Annotated in this window: 22 protein-coding genes; 17 read left to right on the forward strand and 5 right to left on the reverse strand. The window is 68.7% G+C overall.

Translation table 11 applies throughout. From position 1 onward, the window contains the following. Position 1 precedes the first annotated feature (1 nt). From WOA58_RS00500 to WOA58_RS00510, 3 genes are read left to right on the forward strand one after another with little or no spacing between them, the layout of a single operon-like run. Positions 2-1,339, forward strand: coding sequence for a sulfatase family protein (locus WOA58_RS00500; protein ID WP_340602164.1), 1,338 nt, complete (start codon positions 2-4; stop codon positions 1,337-1,339). 6 nt (positions 1,340-1,345) lie between these two features. Then, positions 1,346-2,149 carry a tRNA pseudouridine(38-40) synthase TruA gene (truA, locus tag WOA58_RS00505; protein WP_340602165.1) on the forward strand — a complete coding sequence of 268 codons (804 nt, stop codon included), beginning with the start codon at positions 1,346-1,348 and terminating at the stop codon, positions 2,147-2,149. Between the two features lie 43 nt (positions 2,150-2,192). After that, a complete protein-coding gene (locus tag WOA58_RS00510) occupies positions 2,193-2,414 on the forward strand; it encodes a hypothetical protein (protein ID WP_340602166.1) in 222 nt (73 codons plus the stop codon). On the opposite strand, the gene WOA58_RS00515 is transcribed toward WOA58_RS00510, so the two are convergent. Beyond that, positions 2,415-3,743, reverse strand: coding sequence for a M28 family metallopeptidase (locus WOA58_RS00515; protein ID WP_340602167.1), 1,329 nt, complete (start codon positions 3,741-3,743; stop codon positions 2,415-2,417). A 91-nt stretch (positions 3,744-3,834) separates the two neighbouring features. Between WOA58_RS00515 and pepF the strand changes: the two genes are divergently transcribed. From pepF to WOA58_RS00545, 6 genes are all read left to right on the forward strand, one after another. Beyond that, positions 3,835-5,625 carry an oligoendopeptidase F gene (gene pepF, locus WOA58_RS00520; protein ID WP_340602168.1) on the forward strand — a complete coding sequence of 597 codons (1,791 nt, stop codon included), beginning with the start codon at positions 3,835-3,837 and terminating at the stop codon, positions 5,623-5,625. Between the two features lie 55 nt (positions 5,626-5,680). Beyond that, positions 5,681-6,898, forward strand: a complete 1,218-nt coding sequence (pan2, locus tag WOA58_RS00525) for a proteasome-activating nucleotidase Pan2 (RefSeq protein ID WP_340602169.1) — start codon at positions 5,681-5,683, stop codon at positions 6,896-6,898. Positions 6,899-6,960: 62 nt separating this feature from the next. After that, positions 6,961-7,428, forward strand: a complete 468-nt coding sequence (locus tag WOA58_RS00530) for a pyruvoyl-dependent arginine decarboxylase (protein WP_340602170.1) — start codon at positions 6,961-6,963, stop codon at positions 7,426-7,428. 40 nt (positions 7,429-7,468) lie between these two features. Further along, positions 7,469-8,218 (forward strand): hypothetical protein, encoded by a 750-nt coding sequence (locus WOA58_RS00535; RefSeq protein WP_340602171.1) that lies wholly within the window; start codon positions 7,469-7,471, stop codon positions 8,216-8,218. 52 nt (positions 8,219-8,270) lie between these two features. Then, positions 8,271-8,657: a DUF5811 family protein gene (locus tag WOA58_RS00540; RefSeq protein WP_340602172.1), complete on the forward strand. Its 387-nt coding sequence runs from the start codon at positions 8,271-8,273 to the stop codon at positions 8,655-8,657. 2 nt (positions 8,658-8,659) lie between these two features. Continuing rightward, entirely contained in the window at positions 8,660-9,058 is a 399-nt protein-coding gene (locus WOA58_RS00545) for a desampylase (RefSeq protein WP_340602173.1), read from the forward strand. A gap of 1 nt (position 9,059) precedes the next feature. Here WOA58_RS00545 and infB read toward each other — a convergent pair whose 3' ends face one another. Next, positions 9,060-10,865 carry a translation initiation factor IF-2 gene (infB, locus tag WOA58_RS00550; RefSeq protein WP_340602174.1) on the reverse strand — a complete coding sequence of 602 codons (1,806 nt, stop codon included), beginning with the start codon at positions 10,863-10,865 and terminating at the stop codon, positions 9,060-9,062. Positions 10,866-10,989: 124 nt separating this feature from the next. Between infB and WOA58_RS00555 the strand changes: the two genes are divergently transcribed. Together WOA58_RS00555 and WOA58_RS00560 are read left to right on the forward strand one after the other, a co-directional pair. Continuing rightward, a complete protein-coding gene (locus WOA58_RS00555) occupies positions 10,990-11,235 on the forward strand; it encodes a PRC-barrel domain-containing protein (protein ID WP_340602175.1) in 246 nt (81 codons plus the stop codon). Next, complete coding sequence (locus WOA58_RS00560; protein ID WP_340602176.1) at positions 11,236-11,694, forward strand: NOB1 family endonuclease; 459 nt, start codon at positions 11,236-11,238, stop codon at positions 11,692-11,694. It abuts the gene before it with no gap. On the opposite strand, the gene WOA58_RS00565 is transcribed toward WOA58_RS00560, so the two are convergent. Next, on the reverse strand, positions 11,691-11,837 hold the full coding sequence (locus tag WOA58_RS00565; protein ID WP_340602177.1) for a CopG family transcriptional regulator: 147 nt from the start codon (positions 11,835-11,837) through the stop codon (positions 11,691-11,693). The genes WOA58_RS00560 and WOA58_RS00565 overlap by 4 nt on opposite strands. A gap of 84 nt (positions 11,838-11,921) precedes the next feature. After that, positions 11,922-13,211 carry a glucose-6-phosphate isomerase gene (locus WOA58_RS00570; RefSeq protein ID WP_340602178.1) on the reverse strand — a complete coding sequence of 430 codons (1,290 nt, stop codon included), beginning with the start codon at positions 13,209-13,211 and terminating at the stop codon, positions 11,922-11,924. Between the two features lie 90 nt (positions 13,212-13,301). On the opposite strand from WOA58_RS00570, the gene WOA58_RS00575 reads away from it, so the two are divergent. The 3 genes from WOA58_RS00575 to WOA58_RS00585 are packed head-to-tail and all read left to right on the forward strand — an operon-like array spanning position 13,302 to position 14,587. Next, positions 13,302-13,817, forward strand: a complete 516-nt coding sequence (locus WOA58_RS00575) for a hypothetical protein (RefSeq protein ID WP_340602179.1) — start codon at positions 13,302-13,304, stop codon at positions 13,815-13,817. 37 nt (positions 13,818-13,854) lie between these two features. Further along, on the forward strand, positions 13,855-14,319 hold the full coding sequence (locus tag WOA58_RS00580; protein WP_340602180.1) for a DUF5812 family protein: 465 nt from the start codon (positions 13,855-13,857) through the stop codon (positions 14,317-14,319). A gap of 55 nt (positions 14,320-14,374) precedes the next feature. Beyond that, positions 14,375-14,587 carry a hypothetical protein gene (locus WOA58_RS00585; protein ID WP_340602181.1) on the forward strand — a complete coding sequence of 71 codons (213 nt, stop codon included), beginning with the start codon at positions 14,375-14,377 and terminating at the stop codon, positions 14,585-14,587. Positions 14,588-14,593: 6 nt separating this feature from the next. Here the strand turns inward: WOA58_RS00585 and WOA58_RS00590 are convergent, their stop codons facing one another. Continuing rightward, positions 14,594-14,908 (reverse strand): hypothetical protein, encoded by a 315-nt coding sequence (locus WOA58_RS00590; protein WP_340602182.1) that lies wholly within the window; start codon positions 14,906-14,908, stop codon positions 14,594-14,596. A gap of 81 nt (positions 14,909-14,989) precedes the next feature. Here WOA58_RS00590 and secF point away from each other — a divergent pair, with 81 nt between their 5' ends. From secF to WOA58_RS00605, 3 genes are read left to right on the forward strand one after another with little or no spacing between them, the layout of a single operon-like run. Beyond that, complete coding sequence (gene secF / locus WOA58_RS00595) at positions 14,990-15,850, forward strand: protein translocase subunit SecF (RefSeq protein ID WP_340602183.1); 861 nt, start codon at positions 14,990-14,992, stop codon at positions 15,848-15,850. After that, entirely contained in the window at positions 15,847-17,439 is a 1,593-nt protein-coding gene (locus WOA58_RS00600; protein WP_340602184.1) for a preprotein translocase subunit SecD, read from the forward strand. The genes secF and WOA58_RS00600 overlap by 4 nt, the downstream gene beginning before the upstream one ends. After that, complete coding sequence (locus tag WOA58_RS00605) at positions 17,436-18,428, forward strand: AI-2E family transporter (protein ID WP_340602185.1); 993 nt, start codon at positions 17,436-17,438, stop codon at positions 18,426-18,428. The genes WOA58_RS00600 and WOA58_RS00605 overlap by 4 nt, the downstream gene beginning before the upstream one ends. The last annotated feature ends 6 nt before the right edge of the window (positions 18,429-18,434 follow it).

Below are 18,434 nucleotides of genomic sequence, written 5' to 3' on the forward strand. Positions count from 1 at the left end.
GATGACGAACCGCCCCAACGTCTGTCTGATCCACTGCCACGACCTCGGGCAGTACCTCGGCTGCTACGGCGCAGCCGTCGACACCCCCCGAATCGATCGGCTCGCCAGCGAGGGCGCGCTGTTCGAGAACCACTTCACGACCGCCCCGCAGTGTTCGCCGAGTCGCGCGAGCCTGATGACCGGCCGCCACCCCCACGAGAACGGGCTGATGGGGCTCGCACACGCCACCTGGGAGCTTCACGACGACGAGCGGTATCTGCCCGACTACCTCTCGGAGGCGGGCTACGACACCCATCTGTTCGGCCTCCAGCACGTCACCGAGTACCCCGACCGGCTGGGCTACGACGAGATCCACTCGGAGGGCGTGCTCTCGCCCGAGGCCTCGCCCGCGATCCACGAGGTCGACCGCGCCCGCGAGGTGAGCGGGACGTTCGCCGACTGCGTCGACGACCTCGACGACGATGACCCCTTCTTCGCCTCGATCGGCTTCTTCGAGCTCCATCGGATCAAAAACGACGAGGGGGTCCACGTCTTCAAGGACGATCGGTACGAGTCGGCCGACCCCGAGGAGGTCGATCCCCTCCCCTATCTGCCGGACGCGCCCGGGATCCGCCGGGACCTCGCCGACGCCCAGGGCATGCTTCGCGCGATCGACGACGGGGTCGGAACGGTGCTCGACGCCCTCGACGAGGCCGGAATCGCCGAGGACACCCTAGTGATCTTCACGACCGAACACGGGCTGGCGATGCCCCGGGCCAAGGGGACGGTCTACGACCCGGGGATCGAGGGGGTGCTCCTGATGCGCCAGCCGGGATCGATCAATCCGGGGCGCCACTCCGAGCTGATCAGCAACGTCGACGTGCTGCCGACGCTGCTCGAGCTCGCCGGCGAGCCCGTGCCCGACCGCGTCTCGGGACGGAGCTTCCTCCCGTTGCTCACGGGCGGGGAGTACGACGCCCGCGAACGGCTGTTCGCGGAGATGACCTGGCACGACGTCTACAACCCGATGCGGGCGATCCGCACCCGCCGATACAAGTACGTCCGCAACTTCTGGCATCTGCCCGAGGTCTACCTCACGAACGACGTCAGCCACAGCCCCGCCGGCGAGGAGGTGCGGACGGAGTTCGACAGCCCCATTCGGTCCTACGAGGAGCTCTACGACCTCGAGGCCGACCCCCACGAGCAGGAGAACGTCGTCGAATCGGCGGACTACGAGGAAGAGGCGGCGGACCTCCGCGAGCAGCTGTGCGGGTGGATGGAGGACACCGACGATCCGCTGCTCGAGGGCCCGGTCCCGCCGGGCGACTTCGAGGAGATCATGGCGTGGCCGCCCGAGTGAGCGAGCATGCGCGCGTTCCGGGTCGCCTACGACGGCACGCCCTATCACGGCTTCCAGCGCCAGCCCGACGTCGCGACCGTCGAGGGGACGCTGTTTCGCGCGCTCGAGCGCCACGGCGTCCTCGAGGGGGAGAAGCCGACGGGCTACGCGGCCGCCGGACGGACCGACAGGGGTGTCTCCGCGCTCGCCCAGACGGTCGCGTTCGACTGTCCAGACTGGCTCACGCCGGCCGCGCTCAACGGCGAACTGCCCGCCGACGTCCGCGCCTGGGCGAGCGCGGACGTCGAGGACGAGAAGTTCCACGCCCAGTACGACGCCCGCTCACGGGAGTACGCTTACCAGCTCCACGCGCCCGACGCCGACGACGACCGGCTTCGGGCCGCGCTCGACCGGCTCGCCGGCACCCACGACTTCCACAACCTCACGCCCGATTCGGGCGACACGGAGCGGACGATCCGGGTGGCGACCCTCGAACGGGACGGCGAGTTCGCCGTGATCACGGTCCGTGCGGGCGGCTTCCTCCGCCAGCTCGTCCGCCGGCTCGTTTCGCTCGTTTCCGCGGTGGGACGGGGCGAGCGCGAGTTCGCCTTCCTCGATCGGGTCCTCTCGGAGGAGCGACTCTCCGGTCCCGAGGGGATCGCGCCCGCTCCCCCGGAGCCGCTCGTGCTGACGGACGTGGCCTACGACCTCGACTTTGCGCTCGACGGACGGGCCGCAAAGAGCGCCCGGGCGGTCTTCGAGGAGAAGCGCGTCGAACGCGAGACGCGATCGCGGGTCGCGGGGCGGATCGCGGGCGGGCTCGACGGCTAGCGGCGGCCACAAGGGCTATGTCGGCCGGCGGGTCGCTTCGTTCATGGCGAGATCGGAACGGACCGAGGCCGAGTGGTTCCTCACCGGCGGGACGATCTGCGTCCTCCTCGCGACCGCCGGGTTCGCCTACGGCGTCTCCGCGTTCTCTTACGCGCCCCTCGTGACCCTGCTCGCTTGGGCGGTCGCCGTCGCGATCCTGTATATCGGCTGGGCGCTCGCGGTCGACAGACTCGTCCTCGTCGTGCGGGTCGCGACCTCGGAGTAGCTATGCCCAGTGATCGGGCCAGACCTCCGCCGCGCGCATGCCGGCCTCGGCGTCGTTCTCCCGGAGCCGTTCGCGTAGCTCGTCCTCGTCGACTCGCGGTGGTTCGGTCCCGGCGAGCTCGCGGACCAGCAGCGCGGTCAGGATCGCGTGCTCGCGGAGGTTCCGCGGATCGGCCTTATCGCGAGTGTCGGCATGGGTGTGGCCCCAGCCCCGCCCGCGCTGTGCGCCGCTCGGGGCCTGGCTGTGGAGCTGGAGGGCGGGAACGCCGCGCTGGAGGAACGGCCAGTGGTCGCTGTAGGGGTGGGGATCGCGCGAGAAGGCGACCGGCTGGCCCCACTGTTCGCAGACTTCCTCGACCAGTCCCTCGACCCGCTCGGAGCCGTGGGTGTACGCCTGCAGGTTCCGGAAGCGGCCCGCGCCGTCGACGTTGACGATCGCGCGGACCGAATCGAGGTCGAGCGAGTCGGCGAGCGCGTCGGCGCCGATCAGCCCGACCTCCTCGCAGCCGACGCCCGCGACCCGGATCCGACAGTCGAGCTCCATCTCCGAGAGAAGTCGGGCCGCGCCCGCGACGACGGAGATCCCACAGCCGTTGTCGAGCGCGCCCTCCGCGATGTCGTGGGCGTCGTAGTGCCCCAACAGGACGATCTCCTCGTTCTCCCCGCTCTCACCGAGGGTTCCGTGGACGTTCTGGCTCGATCCCGGCTCCGTGTCGGCCGCGACCGAGAGCTTTACACGTGCACCGCGCTCGGCGTAGTCGCTCAGCCACTCGCCAGTCTCCTTCGAGACGCCGATGCCGGGCGCGGCGGCCTCGGCGTCGAAGCGCAGCGCGCCCGTCGGCGGGAGCTGGCCGGGGACGTGGTTCGCGAAGACGAACGCTTCTGCGCCCGCGGCGATCGCGTGGCCGAACTTCTCCATGCGGTGGACGAACCGCCCCTTCTCGGGGGGCGTGGTCGTGCTTGCGACGATGACCTTCCCCGCGACGTCGGCGGCTTCGATCTCGTCGGGCGTGCCGTAGCCGACGTCGACGAGCTCCCCCGAGACCTCGCCCGCCGCCGAGTACGGCAGCGCGAGCGCCTCGAAGGAGCGCTCGACGGGCTCGGTGACCGCGAACTCGGTGCGCCCGCGGTCCCAGCGGTTCATGTCGAACTCCTCGATCCCCACCCCCTCGACGCCGCTCTCCTCGAAGCTCTCGGCGACGTACTCGGCGGCGCGGCGCTCGCCGGGATGGCCGCCCATTCGCTCGTCGAGCTCGGTCAGCCGGGTCAGAAGCTCCCAGCCGGTGTCGTCGTGCCACGCGCCTCCCAGCAGCGTGTCGATCTCCGTCATATCGGGGGCTCGCACGCCCGCCACATGGTCGTTGTGTTGCCGTGTCGGCGAACCGCTACTGTTTAGTCCGTACTGACGCCTACTGTGTGCCATGAGTTCGGTTCCCGAGCGCGAGGAGCTCTCCGAGGAGTACACCTGGGACTTAGAGAGCATCTACGCGAGCGACGACGACTGGGAGGCCGCCTACGAGGAGATCGAGGAACGGATCGAGGAGATCGAGGCCTACGAGGGGCGAACGACCGAGAGCGGCGAGACCCTCCACGAGCTGCTCTCGCTCCGCGAGGAGCTCATGCGCGAGCTCTCGCAGCTCGCGGCCTACGCGCGGATGCGCCGCGACGAGGACACCCGCGACCAGCAGTATCAGGCGCTGACCGCCCGCTCGCAGTCGCTGGCCTCCGAGGCCTCGAGCGCCGCGAGCTTCGTCGAGCCCGAGCTACAGCAACTCTCGGAGGACGAGCTCGCGGCGCTGATCGAGGAGGAGCCCGCCCTCGAGGAGTACGAGCACTACTTCGACGACGTGCTGCGGATGAAACCCCACACCCGCTCGGCGGAAGTCGAGGCGCTGCTCGCGGAGCTGGGCGAGGTGACGGGCGCCTCGGGCGAGATCTACAACATGCTCTCGAACGCGGACCTGGAGTTTCCCACGATCGAGGACCCCGACGGCGAGGCCGTCGAGGTCACGCAGGCGAACTTCACGAAGCTCCAGAAACATCAGGACAGGGAGTTCCGCCGCGAGGTCTACGAGGGCTTCTACGACACCTGGGAGGACGTCCGCAACACCGTCGGCAGCTCGTATAAGAACAGCGTGAAGGCCGACGTGAAGCTCGCGCGGGCGCGGGACTACGAGACGGCCCGCGAGGCGGCGCTCGACGGGCCCAACATCCCCGTGGAGGTCTACGACAACCTCGTCGACACGGTTCACGACAACCTCGACGTCCTGCACCGCCACGCCGACCTCAAGCGCGAGGCGCTCGGGGTCGACGAACTGCGGATGTGGGACCTCTACATGCCGGTCGCCGAAGGGGAAAGCCCCGACCTGGAGTACGACACGGCCGCAGACCACGTCGTCGAGGCGCTCGCGCCGCTGGGCGAGGAGTACCAGTCACGGGTCAGCGAGGGGCTGGACTCGCGGTGGGTCGACGTCTACGAGAACGCCGGCAAGCAGTCGGGCGCCTACTCCGGGGGGACGTACGACACCCAGCCGTTCATCCTGATGAACTACCAGGACGACATCCCCTCGATGTACACGCTGGCCCACGAACTGGGCCACTCGCTTCACTCGCAGCTCACCAGCGAGAACCAGCCGTACGTCTACAGCGGCTACGAGATCTTCGTCGCCGAGGTGGCCTCGACGGTGAACGAGGCGCTGCTGACCCGCCACCTGCTCGACACCGTCGAGGACGAACGGTTCCGGCTGCACGTGCTCAACGAGTACCTCGAACGGTTCCGGTCGACGCTCTATCGCCAGACGATGTTCGCGGAGTTCGAGCACCGTGCCCACGAGATCGACGAGGAGGGCGAGGCGCTCACGCCCGACCGGCTCGACGAGCTCTACGGCGAGCTCAAAGGCGAGTTCTACGAGCCCGCGGCGGTCGACGACCGGATCGCCCGCGAGTGGATGCGCATCCCCCACTTCTACCGGGCGTACTACGTCTACCAGTACGCGACGGGGATCAGCGCAGCGGTCGCGCTCTCGCGGAAGATCCTCGAGGAGGGCGAGTCCGCCGCCGCCGATTACCGCGAGTTCCTGCGCTCGGGCTCGACGGAGTATCCCCTCGAGCTGCTCGAGGTCGCGGGCGTCGACATGCGCTCGCCCGAGCCCATCGAGGACGCCCTCGGGGTCTACGACGAGTACGTCGAGGAGATGGCGTCGCTACTCTGAGAGATCGGCCGCCACCCAAAGGCACTTTTAACGCGGTTACCTAGTGGGGATAGCAATGGCCCACAGCCCCTCTGTCCCTGAGCGCCCGCATCTCGACCTCGACCCCGAGATGCCCGAGGGAGAGCAGCTCGACGCCCTGCGCGAGCACTACGTCGACCTCGTGCGTATCAACGACCAGCTCGAGGAGCGCATCGAGGACGCCGACGACCGCCGCGAGACGCTTCACGACCGGGTCGACGAGCTCGAGCGCGAGAACAGCGCGCTCAAGACCGCCTCGCTGTACGTCGCGACCGTCGAGGAGTTCACCGACGACGGCGCGATCGTCAAACAGCACGGCACGAACCAGGAGGTGCTGACCGAGATGGACGCCTCGCTCGCCGAGGATCTCGAGGCCGGCGACCGCGTCGCGGTCAACGACTCCTTCGGCGTCGAGACGGCCCTCGACGTCGAGACCGACGCCCGCGCCCAGGCGATGACCGTCGACCGCAGCCCCGAGGTCGAGTACGCCGACATCGGGGGGATCGACGAGCAGATCCGCGAGGTCCGCGAGGCCGTCGAGGACCCGCTCACGAACCCCACGCAGTTCGAGGAGGTCGGGATCGAGCCGCCGGGCGGCGTCCTGCTGCACGGGCCGCCAGGTACCGGGAAGACGATGCTCGCGAAGGCCGTCGCCAACGAGACCGACGCCACCTTCATCAAGATGGCCGGCTCCGAGCTCGTCCAGAAGTTCATCGGCGAGGGCGCGCGGCTCGTTCGCGACCTCTTCGAGCTCGCGCGCGAACACGAGCCGGCGATCGTCTTCATCGACGAGATCGACGCGATCGCCGCCACGCGGACGGAGTCGAAGACTTCCGGTGACGCCGAGGTCCAGCGGACGATGATGCAGCTCCTCTCGGAGATGGACGGGTTCGACGAGCGCGGCGAGGTACGCATCATCGCCGCCACGAACCGCTTCGACATGCTCGATCGCGCGATCCTCCGTCCGGGTCGGTTCGACCGCCTCATCGAGGTGCCCGAGCCCGACGTCGAGGGTCGCGAACGGATCATCGAGATCCACACCGACGGGATGAACGTCGCCGACACGGTCGACTTCGAGGAGCTGGCCGAGGAGACCGCCGGCTTCAGCGGCGCGGAGCTCGCGAGCCTCTGTACGGAGGCGGGGATGTTCGCCATCCGCGACGACCGCACCGAGGTCACCACCGCGGACTTCGAGGAGGCGCTCGCGAAGGTCTCGACCGACGCCGAGAACGACACGCGCTACTACGTCTACTGAGCGGCGACGGGCCGCTGCCGACGGATCGAACCCCCTTTTCCCGCTCGTCCCGAGGATCGGACATGGAGATCCGCATCGTCAGGGGGAGCGCCACCGCCCCCACGGAGATGGCCTCGTACGACGCCGCCCTCGCCGAGGCCGGGGTCCACAACTACAACCTCACGCACGTCTCTTCGGTCGTTCCCGCCGACGCGACCGTCGAGTTCGTCGATACGGCCCCCGACCTCGGCGCGATCGGCGAGGGGCTCACCGTCGTCGAGGCCCGCGCGACCAGCGCCGCCCGCCCGGTCAGCGCCGCCCTCGCCTGGGGCCGTGAGGAGGATGGGCCGGGGCTGTTCTATGAGGCCGGTGGCGAGGAACCCGCCGATCGGACCCGCGAGCGCGTCGAGCGCGGGCTCGAAGCCGGCCGGGAGCTCCGGGACTGGTCGTTCCCCGACACCGATTCGGCCGCCGCCCACGCGGCCCCCGACGGGGGGTTCGCGACGGCCGTGGTCCTCGCGGTCTACGGCGAGGGGCGCCCGATCAGATAGGCGCTCCATAACTATCGCTTGCCCGTCATATAGTTCCGGTATGAAGCGCAGGCAGGTACTCGGCGGCGTCGCCGGGGCCGTCGCCCTCTCGATGGGCGGCTGTCTCGGGAGCGCACGCGAGGAGTACCCGTGGCCGGTGGTCGAGGAGGAGTCGCTCGACGGATGGGAGCGCCTGAGCGAGCGAACGGACGAGTACGACGTCTCCTATCGGGGGATCGACGCGCTCTCGGTACACGAGCGGGGCCATACCTACGACTACGTCGAGCTCCGCGAGTCGGTGGCAGATCTCACGGACGAGGAGATCGATCGCAGTCTCGCGCGGTTCGGGGTCTCGCGCCTGACGCTCGAGGGGATCGGACGCCGGTTGGCCACCCCCGAGCGGCTCGTCGACGACGCCATGCGCGGGGTCGAATCGCGGTTCGAGAGCCGCGGGATCGAGTCGGTCGAACGCGTCGATCCGGTCGAGCCGCTCCCGGAGGTCGACGGCGAGATCGTCGAGTACCGCGGCGAGACCGCCGTCCCGTCGTTCTCCCGGGAGATCAGTGCCTACAGCCTCTCGACGACGATCGGATTCGACGAGGGATCGCTCGACACTGAGGGCGTGTTCGCGGTCTGGAAGCCCGAGGACGACACCGCCTACGTCGCCGGCGGGATGTACCCCGCCGAGGGCGCCCTCGAGTCGTTCGTCCCCGACACGGGGGGGTTCGACGTCGCGAGCGCCCTCGGACTGGAGGTCGACCCCGCCGAGTTCCGCGCGGAGATCGTCGCGCTGATCGAGGCGACCGGATGACGGGGCGACGGACTTTTGCCGTGAAGGCCCGTAGCGCGGGTGGTTGCTGTTCATGAACGGAAACACGCCGTACGCTGGGTCGCCGGGGACGACGAACGCCGGACAGCGCATGCCGGAGGAGGTGCCCGACCTCACGGCGGATCAACGCCGGACGCTTCGTGCGGACCTCTCGGCGATCACCCGCCGCGTCCGGGAGTACCTGCCCGACGAGTACGCCGTCGGCGCCGAGGTCAGCCAGGGTCAGAGCGGCCCCGAGGCGATGGTCGCCGTCCAGCCGCCGATCGGCCACCCGATCAGTGCCGGCTTTCAGCCCGACCTCGAGAGCGAGGAGTACATCACCGAGAACGACCGCGAGGAGGTCGCCCGCGGGCTCGCCGCGAGCGCCGCCCTCCAGGTCAAACACGCCATCAACGACGACGTCTCGCCGACCGCGCGGTAGGCGTGGCGCCGCCCCTCTCGTTCTCGCGCGACGCGTACGACTCGCTTCTCGCCCACGCGCGCGAGGGCGCGCCCGAGGAGATCTGTGGCGTCCTCGGCGGGAGCGATGGGGTCGTCCGCTCGACCCATCGCGTGCCGAACGTCGCCGATATCCCGAGAACGCGCTACGAGCTCGACCCCGAAGAACAGTTGACGGCGATCGAGGCCGTCGAATCCGACGGCGAGCTCCTCGGCTTCTACCACTCCCATCCCGCAGGTCCCCCGGAGCCGAGCGCGACGGACCGCGCACGGGCGACGTGGGCCGACGCCTACTACGTCATCGTTTCGCTGCCGGAGGAGTCGGTGACGGCGTGGTACTGGACCGGCGAGGAGTTCGTCGCTACGGACGTCCGCGTCGAGTGAGCTACTTGCCCCAGAAGGGATCGCGGCGGCGCTGCTTGTCGAGGTACATCTGGAGTACCTCGCGTTCGTCGGCCGGGATGTCCTCGGTGAGCTCCTGTTCGAGGATCTTCGCGTGTTTCTCGGGGATCTCGACCCAGAGCTCGTCGCCCTCCTCGATCTGCCTGCCGACCGTGGGGCCGTCGATGGCGACGCTGACGCGTTTGCCCTGGCGTGCCTCGTCGACGTCATCGCCCTGTTCCTGGATCCCCTTGACCTGGCCCACCCGTTTGGGCTCGTTGCCCTCGAACTTCGCGACCTGAGCGTTGTTCCGCACCGTTCCCCCGAGGATTTCGACGCCCACCACGGCGGGGTCGTTCTGGCGGAACGTGTGGTCCATCAGCAGCTGGAACCGGCCCGGTCGGGTGATGTTCTCGAGGATCGTCTCCTGCTGCGCTCTGCGAGAATCCTCGACGAACTCGTCGTACTCCTCGACGAGCTGGTAAATGACGTCGTCGCGGAAGACCTTCACCTCGCTCTCCTCGGCGCTGCGGTTCGCGTCGCCGAGCACCTCGACGTTGAACCCCAGTATCGTCCGGTGGATCGGCTCGTCGGCGGTGCTCGCGATCGAGATGTCCCGCGGCGCGATATCGCCGACCTCCGCGCGCATGACCGGGATCTCCGCCTCCTTGAGCGCGTTCGCCATCGCCTCGAGGCTGCCGAGGGTGTCGGCCTTGACGACGACACCCTCTTCCTCGGTGCTCACCTCGACCTCCGCGAGTTCGGCCTCGACCTCGCCGACGACGTCGTCGATGTCGCGGTCGCGCACCACGCGGACCGGCGCGCCGGCCATCGCCTCCTCGAGGTCGGGGGCGGCGATCTTCAGCCCGGCCGCGGCCCCGACCTCGTCGACCCGGTCGAACCGGCTCTCGGCGCGGATCTCCGCCAGGGGTCGGGGCTGGAGCAGCGCGCGAACGTCCGTGACGATCGGCTCCTGGGTCCCCCCGACGACGATCGTTTCGTCCTCCCTGACGGTGCCGTCGTACAGCACGACGTCGACGGTCGCGCCGAACCCCTTCTCGTCCTTCACCTCGAGGACCGTTCCCGCACCGGGTCCCGCGACGTCGATCTCCATGGCGTCCTTCATGTAGCGCTGGGAGAGGCCCATGAGCACGGTCAGGAGGTCGGGCACCCCTTCGCCGGTCATCGCGCTGACGGGGACGACCCCGACGTTCTTCTGGAAGTCCTGGACCCGCCAGTAGAGATCGGCCGAGAAGCCGTGATCCGAGAGCTCGCCGATGAGCTCGTAGAGCCGTTCGTCGAGCCGCGATCGCGCCCGGTCGCTCTGGGCGTCGTAGGTCTGCTGGACGGGACTGTCCTCGCGGGGGTTCCAGCCCGCGACCGTGTCGATCTTGTTCGCGGCGACCACGAACGGCGTCGAGGAGTCCTGCAGGATGTTGATCGCTTCGATGGTTTGGGGCTGGAAGCCGTCGGTGACGTCGACGACGAGGATCGCGATGTCCGCGAGCGCGCCGCCCCTGGATCGAAGCGTGGTAAACGAGTGGTGGCCCGGCGTGTCGATGAAGAGCAAGCCCGGGAGATCGAAGTCGTCGGGGTCGACGAGGCTCCCCGCGACCCGCGAGACGGTGTCGAGAGGCACCGCGGTCGCCCCGATGTGCTGGGTGATCGCGCCGGCTTCGCCCTCGATCACCGCCGAGCCGCGGATCTTATCGAGCAAGCTAGTCTTTCCGTGATCGACGTGTCCGAGGACGGCGACGATCGGCGTTCTGAGCCCCGACGACGAGGTCCGTGTTGTATCTGTGTCCGACATCCTACCACCCGAGAAGTTCGTGTCCTACCCGAACGGGGCGCGGTAGTTAAGTCCATCGTAGCCCGCTCGAGCGCCGGAAACGGGCCCCGTGGCGTTTATAAGTATCGGCTCTCTTCTGTGGGGTATGTCCGAAATACTGGCGGAGAACCTCTCCGGGAAGGCGGTCATGGGCGCCGACGGCGCCGAGCTCGGGATGCTGTACAACATCACGATGGACATCAAGAGCGGCGAGCTTCACGACCTGGTAATCACCCCGAACGACGAGATCACTCCGGCGGACCTCGGCCTCGAACTCGACGAGGAGGAGCGGCTCCGAATGCCCGTCAACCGCGTGCAGGCCGTCAAAGACTACATCGTCGTCCAGCGTTAAATGCACGTTCTCGATTCCTCGGCGTTCATCCACGAGTACCACACCACGGAGCAGACCGCGAGCATCCCGCTCGTTCGCGAGGAGCTCGAAGACGAGAGCGCCTACCGCTACGACGCGATAGAGGGTTCGGGGATGCATATCCATATCCCCACCGACGAGACGATCGACACCGTCCGCCGGGCGGCCGCGGAGCTGGGCGACCTCGAGGAGCTCTCGGGGACGGACATCCGCCTCGTCGCGACGACCTTCGAGCTCGACGGCACCCTCGTCACCGACGACTACGCGATGCAGAACGTCGCCGAGAAGCTGAACGTCGACGTCGAGGTGATCGCCCGAGAGGGGATCTCCGAACAGCGCCGCTGGACGTTCCAGTGTCAGGGCTGTGGCCGGGAGTTCGACGAACAGCACGACCGCTGTGAGGTCTGCGGAAGCCGGCTCGCGCGCAAGAACCCGACCTAACGGGCCGCGATCTCGCGCTGTTCGAGTCCGATGGCGACGAGCTGGTGGAGGACTTCCGATTCGGTGAGTTCGTACTCCCGTGCGAGGGCGTCGACCTGCGATGCGAGCTGGTCGTCACACACGAGGCTGTACCGCTGGGGCATGTTTCTTTCTATGTTCCCAGGGAATATAAATCTATGTCAACGATGCGGTAGTTCCTCGATAGGGACATACCCGTCGACCGCCGATCAGTCGACGACCAGCCGCTCTTTCTCCTCGACGGCGGCGGCCTCCTCGAACTCCCCGCCGCCGAGCAGGCCGCGGGCCGCCCGTTTGCCCCACTCGACGGCCGGCTGCGTGAAGGTGGGGACCAAGTAGAGCTCGCCCGCGAGGACGCAGGCCGCCTCCATCCCGTAGAGCAGCCCGCCGAGCTCGTGGGCGTCGACCCGGTCGATCTCGACCCGGACGTTCGGGCGGCCCGCCGCCGCGAGGCTCGCCTCCGTCGCCTCGAACTCTGCGTCCAATAGCTCGCCGAGCGACGAGCCGCCGAGATACGACAACCCCTCCAGGTCGGTCTCCGGGATCGATACGTCCCCTCGCTCGCGCGGGCGCACGAGCGACACCATCGCGTCCCGTGGGCCCGCCCGGTAGAGCTGGAGCTGGGAGTGCTGGTCGGTCGCGCCGAGCGCGCGGGCCGGGAGCTGGCCGACTCCCTCCTTGCCGAGGCTCTCGGCCCACAGCTGGGCGAACCACTCGGCGAACGTCTCGAGGGACTCGGCGTAGGGCATCATGGCGTTGACCCGCCAGCCCCGCTGGGCCAGCGCGTAGGTCGTCGCGCCGTAGGCGTAGGCCGGAGACTCGAACAGCGAGCCCGTCAGCCCTTCGGCCTCCGCCCCGGCACCTGCGAGCAGCCCCTCGACGTCGCCGCCGCCCAGCGCCGCGACCGGCAGCGCGACCGTCGAGAGCGCCGAGAACCGGCCCGGAACCCCCGCGGGAACGTCGAGGGCGGGCAAGTCGTGGCGTTCTGCGAGCCCCCGGAGGTTGCCCTCCTCGCCCGTGGTGACGAGGGTGCGCTCGGTCCAATCGACCCCCGCCGACTCCATCGCTTCGCGGGCGACCAGGAAGTTCGCGAGCGTTTCTGCCGTCGTGCCCGACCGCGAGACGACGTGCAGCGCGGTCCGCGAGAGGTCGAGCGAGTCGAGCAACGTTCGGGTGTGGTCGGGGTCGACGTTGTCGAGCGTGTGGACGTCGATATCGAGATCCAGCGCGTCGGCGATCGTCGCCGCGCCGAGCGCGCTGCCGCCGATCCCGACCACGAGAAGGGTGTCGCAGTCGATCGGGTCGACCGCCGCGCGGATCGCGTCGGGATCCGCGGTCTCGGGCAGCGCGAGGGCGGCGTAACCGTGTTCCCGGTCGCCGATGCCCGCCTCGATCCGCTCGTGGGCGTCGGCGACCCGCTCGTCGAGCCGTTCGAGCGAGCCGCGCGAAACGCCGGGCGTGGCGACCGAGCCGAGCGCGTTGCCGATGTCGACTTCCATATCGGGTGCGCGCGGGCGCGGCGCAAAAGGGTTGTGCCCTCCGCCGACGTGATCGGGTCGCTTATTCGGCGTCCCGCCCAACCTCGGGCAATGGCCGACGGAGAGGAGAGCTACAAGGGGCTGCTCGGGTCATTTCGCTACTCCTACGGGGCGAGCGATTCGCGCGTCTATAAGCTGTACGTGCTGGTCAGCGCCCTCGTCTCGGTGCTCCTGGCGCTGCTCTTTACCTTCGCGCTGATCGGCGTCATCGCCACCACCCTGGGGGCCTCCGAGTCGATCACCCTCGTGCGCTCGTTCTTCGTCCTCGTCGGGCTGCTCGTGATCGCGCCGATCCTCGCGCCCGTGTTGCTCGTCGCCCGGCGCCACCGCAAGGAGCTCGGGACTGGCACCACGTACGACACCGCCCTCGCCGTCGGGGGCTACCTCTTCGTCGGCGCGCTCTACGCCGGGCTCGTGATCTCGGTTCCGCCGGACCTTCAGGAACCGACGACCGGCCTCTCGGCCGTCCTCGTCGACGCGCTGTACGCCCTTCCTTCGGCGCTGGGGATCGTCCCGCCGCTGCTCGCGGTCGTGCTGATCGTCGTCCTCCATCGCCGTTTCCGGTAGGCGAAATCGGAAAAGGGCTCGGCCGCCACCCTCAGATATGGACGAGAAACGCGGGACGTTCCTGGTGACGCACGCCGACGAGGGATCGGCCGTCCTCCGTGACGTCGATACCGGCCAGGTCCACACGCTCTCGGGGCACCCCGAGCTGGAATCCGGCGAGGCCGTCGAGGGGACGATCGCGCCCGAGCCGCCCGTCGAGGCGACCTGGTCGCTCGAGGGGATCGACGAGCGCCGGGCGATCCCCGTCGAGGAGAGCGAGGAGCCGCCCACCAGCCAGGAGCGCGAGATCGCCGTCGCCCAGGGCGTCGGCGAGGTCACGCGGGAAGAGCGGGCGGGGATCGGCGAGATCCACGTGCTCACCGTCCCGCCCGAACGGACCGACGAGGCGGTCGCGGACGTGCTCGACGACGAGGAGACCCTCGCGCGGGCGGCCCGCTACGGGGTGAACCGCGTCGAGATCCGCGCGGAGGAGGGGATCGTCAGCGTCCGATACCTGCCCTAAACGTCACGAACTATCGGTAACTATTTTTCCCGGGGCGAGAACGTACGACCACGACATGAGGGGGAACGAGAGCAGGGTCGAGGCGGCGGAGCGGATTCCGGTGACAGAGGAGCGGCGACGACAGCTCCGGGAGCTGAAGGGAGAGAACCGGAGCTACGACGAGCTGATCGGGCTCCTCGTTCAGGAGCACAAGCGACGTCGGATCGTCGCCGCCGTCGACCGGGACGGGACGGACGACCGCGAGGCCCGGGTCCGGATCGACGAGTAGCCCCGCTTACGCCGTTGGGCCGCCCGCGCTCTGGACGCGCCAGCCCCCTTCGATCCCGCATGCTTCTCGAACGCTGTACTCGACCTCGGTGTCGCGGGTCACCTCGGGACCGCCCTCGACCGCCTCGATCCGCAGCGGGACGTCGAGGGAGTCCCCACAGCAGCCGACGCCGACGAACTCCTCGCGTTCGTCGCCCTCCCGGACCTCGCCGAGGGTCTTCGTCAGGTACGCCCGGAAGGAGGGTTTCTCGACCTGGAACCGTCCCCAGTCGCTCAGGTCCGCCGGGTAGGAGACGACGACGCGCGTTGCATGCGATGTCATACCCCCGCTACGGGCCGAGGGGCCAAAAACCCATACCGGAAGGATAAGAAAGTTTATTTTGAGCCATACCCCAGCGGGCGTATGCTCGATTCGATGGTACCGGAGATCTCCTACTCCCGGTACTCGGACCGCCAGCTCGCGGCGGTTCCCCTCGCGGTTCTCGCGCTCTCGCTTCTCGTCATCGCTGGCATGTGGGCCACGACGGGGACGCCGGTCAACCCCGGGATCGACTTCACGGGCGGAACCGAACTCCAGCTCCAGACCGACGCCTCCGAGGCCGAGATCGAGGCGACCTTCGAGACCGAGCCCGAGTCGATCCAGCCCATCGCCGCCCAGGAGAACGAGTACATCGTCACCTTCCAGTCGACCGACACCGCCGCGATAGAACAGCAGGCGACCGACGCCGGCTTCTCGGTCACCTCCATCTCCAGCACCTCGGCCGCCTTCGGCGCCGAGACCCAGCTCCAGGCGGTGGTCGGCGTCGCGATCGCCTTCGTCGGGATGAGCGTCCTGGTCGCGCTCATGTTCCGGACGTTCGTCCCCTCGGTCGCGGTCGTGCTCTCGGCCTTTTCGGACATCGCGATCCCCGTCGCGCTGATGAACCTCTTCGACATCCAGCTCTCGCTTGGCACCGTCGCTGCCCTCCTGATGCTGATCGGCTACAGCGTCGACTCGGATCTCCTGTTGAACAACCACGTGTTGCGCCGCCACGGCGACTTCTACGAGAGCACCGCCCGGGCGATGCGCACGGGGGTGACGATGACGACCACGGCGATCATCGCGATGCTCGTGATGACCGCCGTCGCGACGCTGTTCGCGATCCCGCTGTTGCCCGCGGTCGGGCTCGTGCTCGTCTTCGGGCTGCTCGCGGACCTGATGAACACCTATCTCCTCAACGTGAGCCTGCTTCGCTGGTACAAGTACGAGGGCGTCGCGCGATGATCGGAAAGGCCCGCAAACACTGGCGGATCACCCTGATGGTGGTGCTGGTGGTGATCAGCGCGGGGATCCTGTTCGCTCCGGGGTTCGCCGACGACGACGTCGAGGGCGACGCGGCGGCCGTCGACACGGGCGCGACGAACCTCCAGTTCGGCCTCGAACTCTCGGGCGGGACGCGCGTGCGCGCCCCGCTTGCCGGCCTGACCGCCGACGGCCTCGCCGTCGAGGCCGGCCAGGAGGCCGAGATCGAGACCCAGGTCGCCGAGGAGCTCGACATCAACGCCCGCGACGTCAACGCCTATCCGGGCGAGCCCGACGTCGACGACGACGGGATCATCGAGCTCACGACCGACACCGTGAGCGAGGAGGAGTTCCTCGCGGCGCTGCGGGCCGTCGGCCATGAGCCCGACGAGGGCGGGATCAGCCAGGGCGTGACCGAGCAGACCGTCGACGACGCCGTCGAGGTCTTGGAGGACAAGCTTCAGGAGTCGCCGTTCGCGACGGGCGACGTCCAGAAGTCGACCTCCTCGACCGGCGAGCACTTCGTCGTCGTCGAGGTGCCCGGCCAGGACCGAGAGACGGTGATCGACCTGATCGAGGACCGCGGGTTCGTCGAGGTCAACGCCCACCATCCGACCGACGACGGCTACGAGTCGGCCACCGCGATCCAGCCCGAGGACATCCAGTCGGTCGGCCAGCCCGAGGACGAGCCGCCCCACGGACCGCATGTGCGCATCGCGCTGAGCGAGGAGGGCGCACAGTCGTTCACCGAGACGATGCAGGAGACGGGCTTCACCCAGGAGGGCTACGGCACCTGTCAGTGGCCGAGCGACGAGGACGGCGCCCCCGAACAGGAGCCCGACGATCCGGGCTACTGTCTGGTGACCACCGTCGACGGCGAGGTGGTCTACGCGGCGAGCCTCGGCGAGGACCTCGCGGCGGGCATGGAGTCGGGCGCCTACCTCAACGACCGCTCGTTCGTCATGACCGGCCAGTCGATCGAGGACGTGCGCAACCTCCGGGTCAACCTGCTGGCCGGCGAGACGCCCGCGCCGCTGGACGTCGAGGCGGGCACGCAGTACTACCTCGAACCCAGCCTCGCGGAGGACTTCAAGCTCTACTCGTTGGTGACGGGCCTGATCTCGATGCTCGCCGTCTCGGGCGTGGTCGCGGCCCGCTACGGCCGCCCCCGGGTCGCCGGCCCGATGATCCTCACCGCGAGCGCCGAGGTCTTCCTGCTGCTCGGCTTCGCCGCGATGGTCGGCTATCCGCTGGACCTGGCGGCGATCGCGGGCTTCATCGCCGTGGTCGGGACGGGGGTCGACGACCTGATCATCATCGCCGACGAGATCCTCCAGGAGGGCGACGTCTCCACGAACAGGGTGTTCGAGTCCCGGTTCAGGAAGGCGTTCTGGGTGATCGGTGCCGCGGCGGCGACGACGATCATCGCCATGTCGCCGCTGGCGTTCATGAGCCTCGGCGACCTCACCGGCTTCGCGCTCTTTACCATCGTCGGCGTATTGATCGGGGTGCTGGTCACCCGACCCGCCTACGGCGACATCCTCAGGATCCTCCTGACGATCGAGCGATGAACCGCCAACGCGGCTTTCTCCTGGTGGTCATTGCCCTCTCGACGGTCGTCTCCTTCGTCGTCATCCGGCCCTTTCTCGCCTATGTCCTTGGAGCGCTCGTGCTCGCGTACATCCTGCTGCCCTTCCACCGTCGGCTCACCCCTCACCTCGGCGAGCGCCTCGCCGCCCTGGCGCTGATCCCCGCCGCGCTCGTGGTCGTGATCGCCCCGCTGTTCTACCTCGGGGTCGTCTTCCTCCGGGACGTCACCGACCTCGCGCGCGGCCAGACGGGCCTCGACACCGCCGAGATCGAGGACGAGTTCGAAGAGGCGACCGGGATGGCGATCGACCTCGACGCCGAGCTCGCGGCGCTTACCGGCGACCTGATCGACGTGCTGTTCGGATCGATTCCCAGCGTCATCACGACCGCGTTGAAAGGGTCACTCGGGGTCGCGCTCGTGCTCTTTCTGGTCTACTACCTGCTCAAGGACGGCCCCCGGTTCGTCGCCTGGATGAAGGAGTCGACGCCGCTTCCCGCGGACGTCACCGAGAACCTCTTCTCGCAGATCGACGCGACCACCTGGGGGGTCGTCGTCGGCCACGTCTTCGTCGCGGTGCTGCAGGCGATCGTCGGCGGGGCCGGACTCTGGTTCGTCGGCATCCCCAACTACGTCTTCTGGACGTTCGTGATGCTCGTGCTCGCCCTGCTCCCGCTGATCGGCGCGTTCATGATCTGGGCGCCCGCAGCGGGCTACCTGTTCCTGATCGGCGAGGCGACGATGGGGACGATCCTGCTCGTCTACGGCGTGCTCGTCGTGAGCATGATCGACAACTACGTCCGGCCGATCCTCATCGACCGCGAGGCCCAGTTGAACCCAGGCGTGATCCTCGTCGGCGTCTTCGGCGGCGTCTACGCGCTGGGCTTCGTCGGCCTGTTCGTCGGCCCGATCGTGCTCGGCGTGCTCGCGGCGTCGCTGGTCACCTTCGCCGAGGAGTACGACCGACTCTGAGCCGGG

Source organism: Halalkalicoccus tibetensis (assembly GCF_037996645.1).
Taxonomy (GTDB): domain Archaea; phylum Halobacteriota; class Halobacteria; order Halobacteriales; family Halalkalicoccaceae; genus Halalkalicoccus; species Halalkalicoccus tibetensis.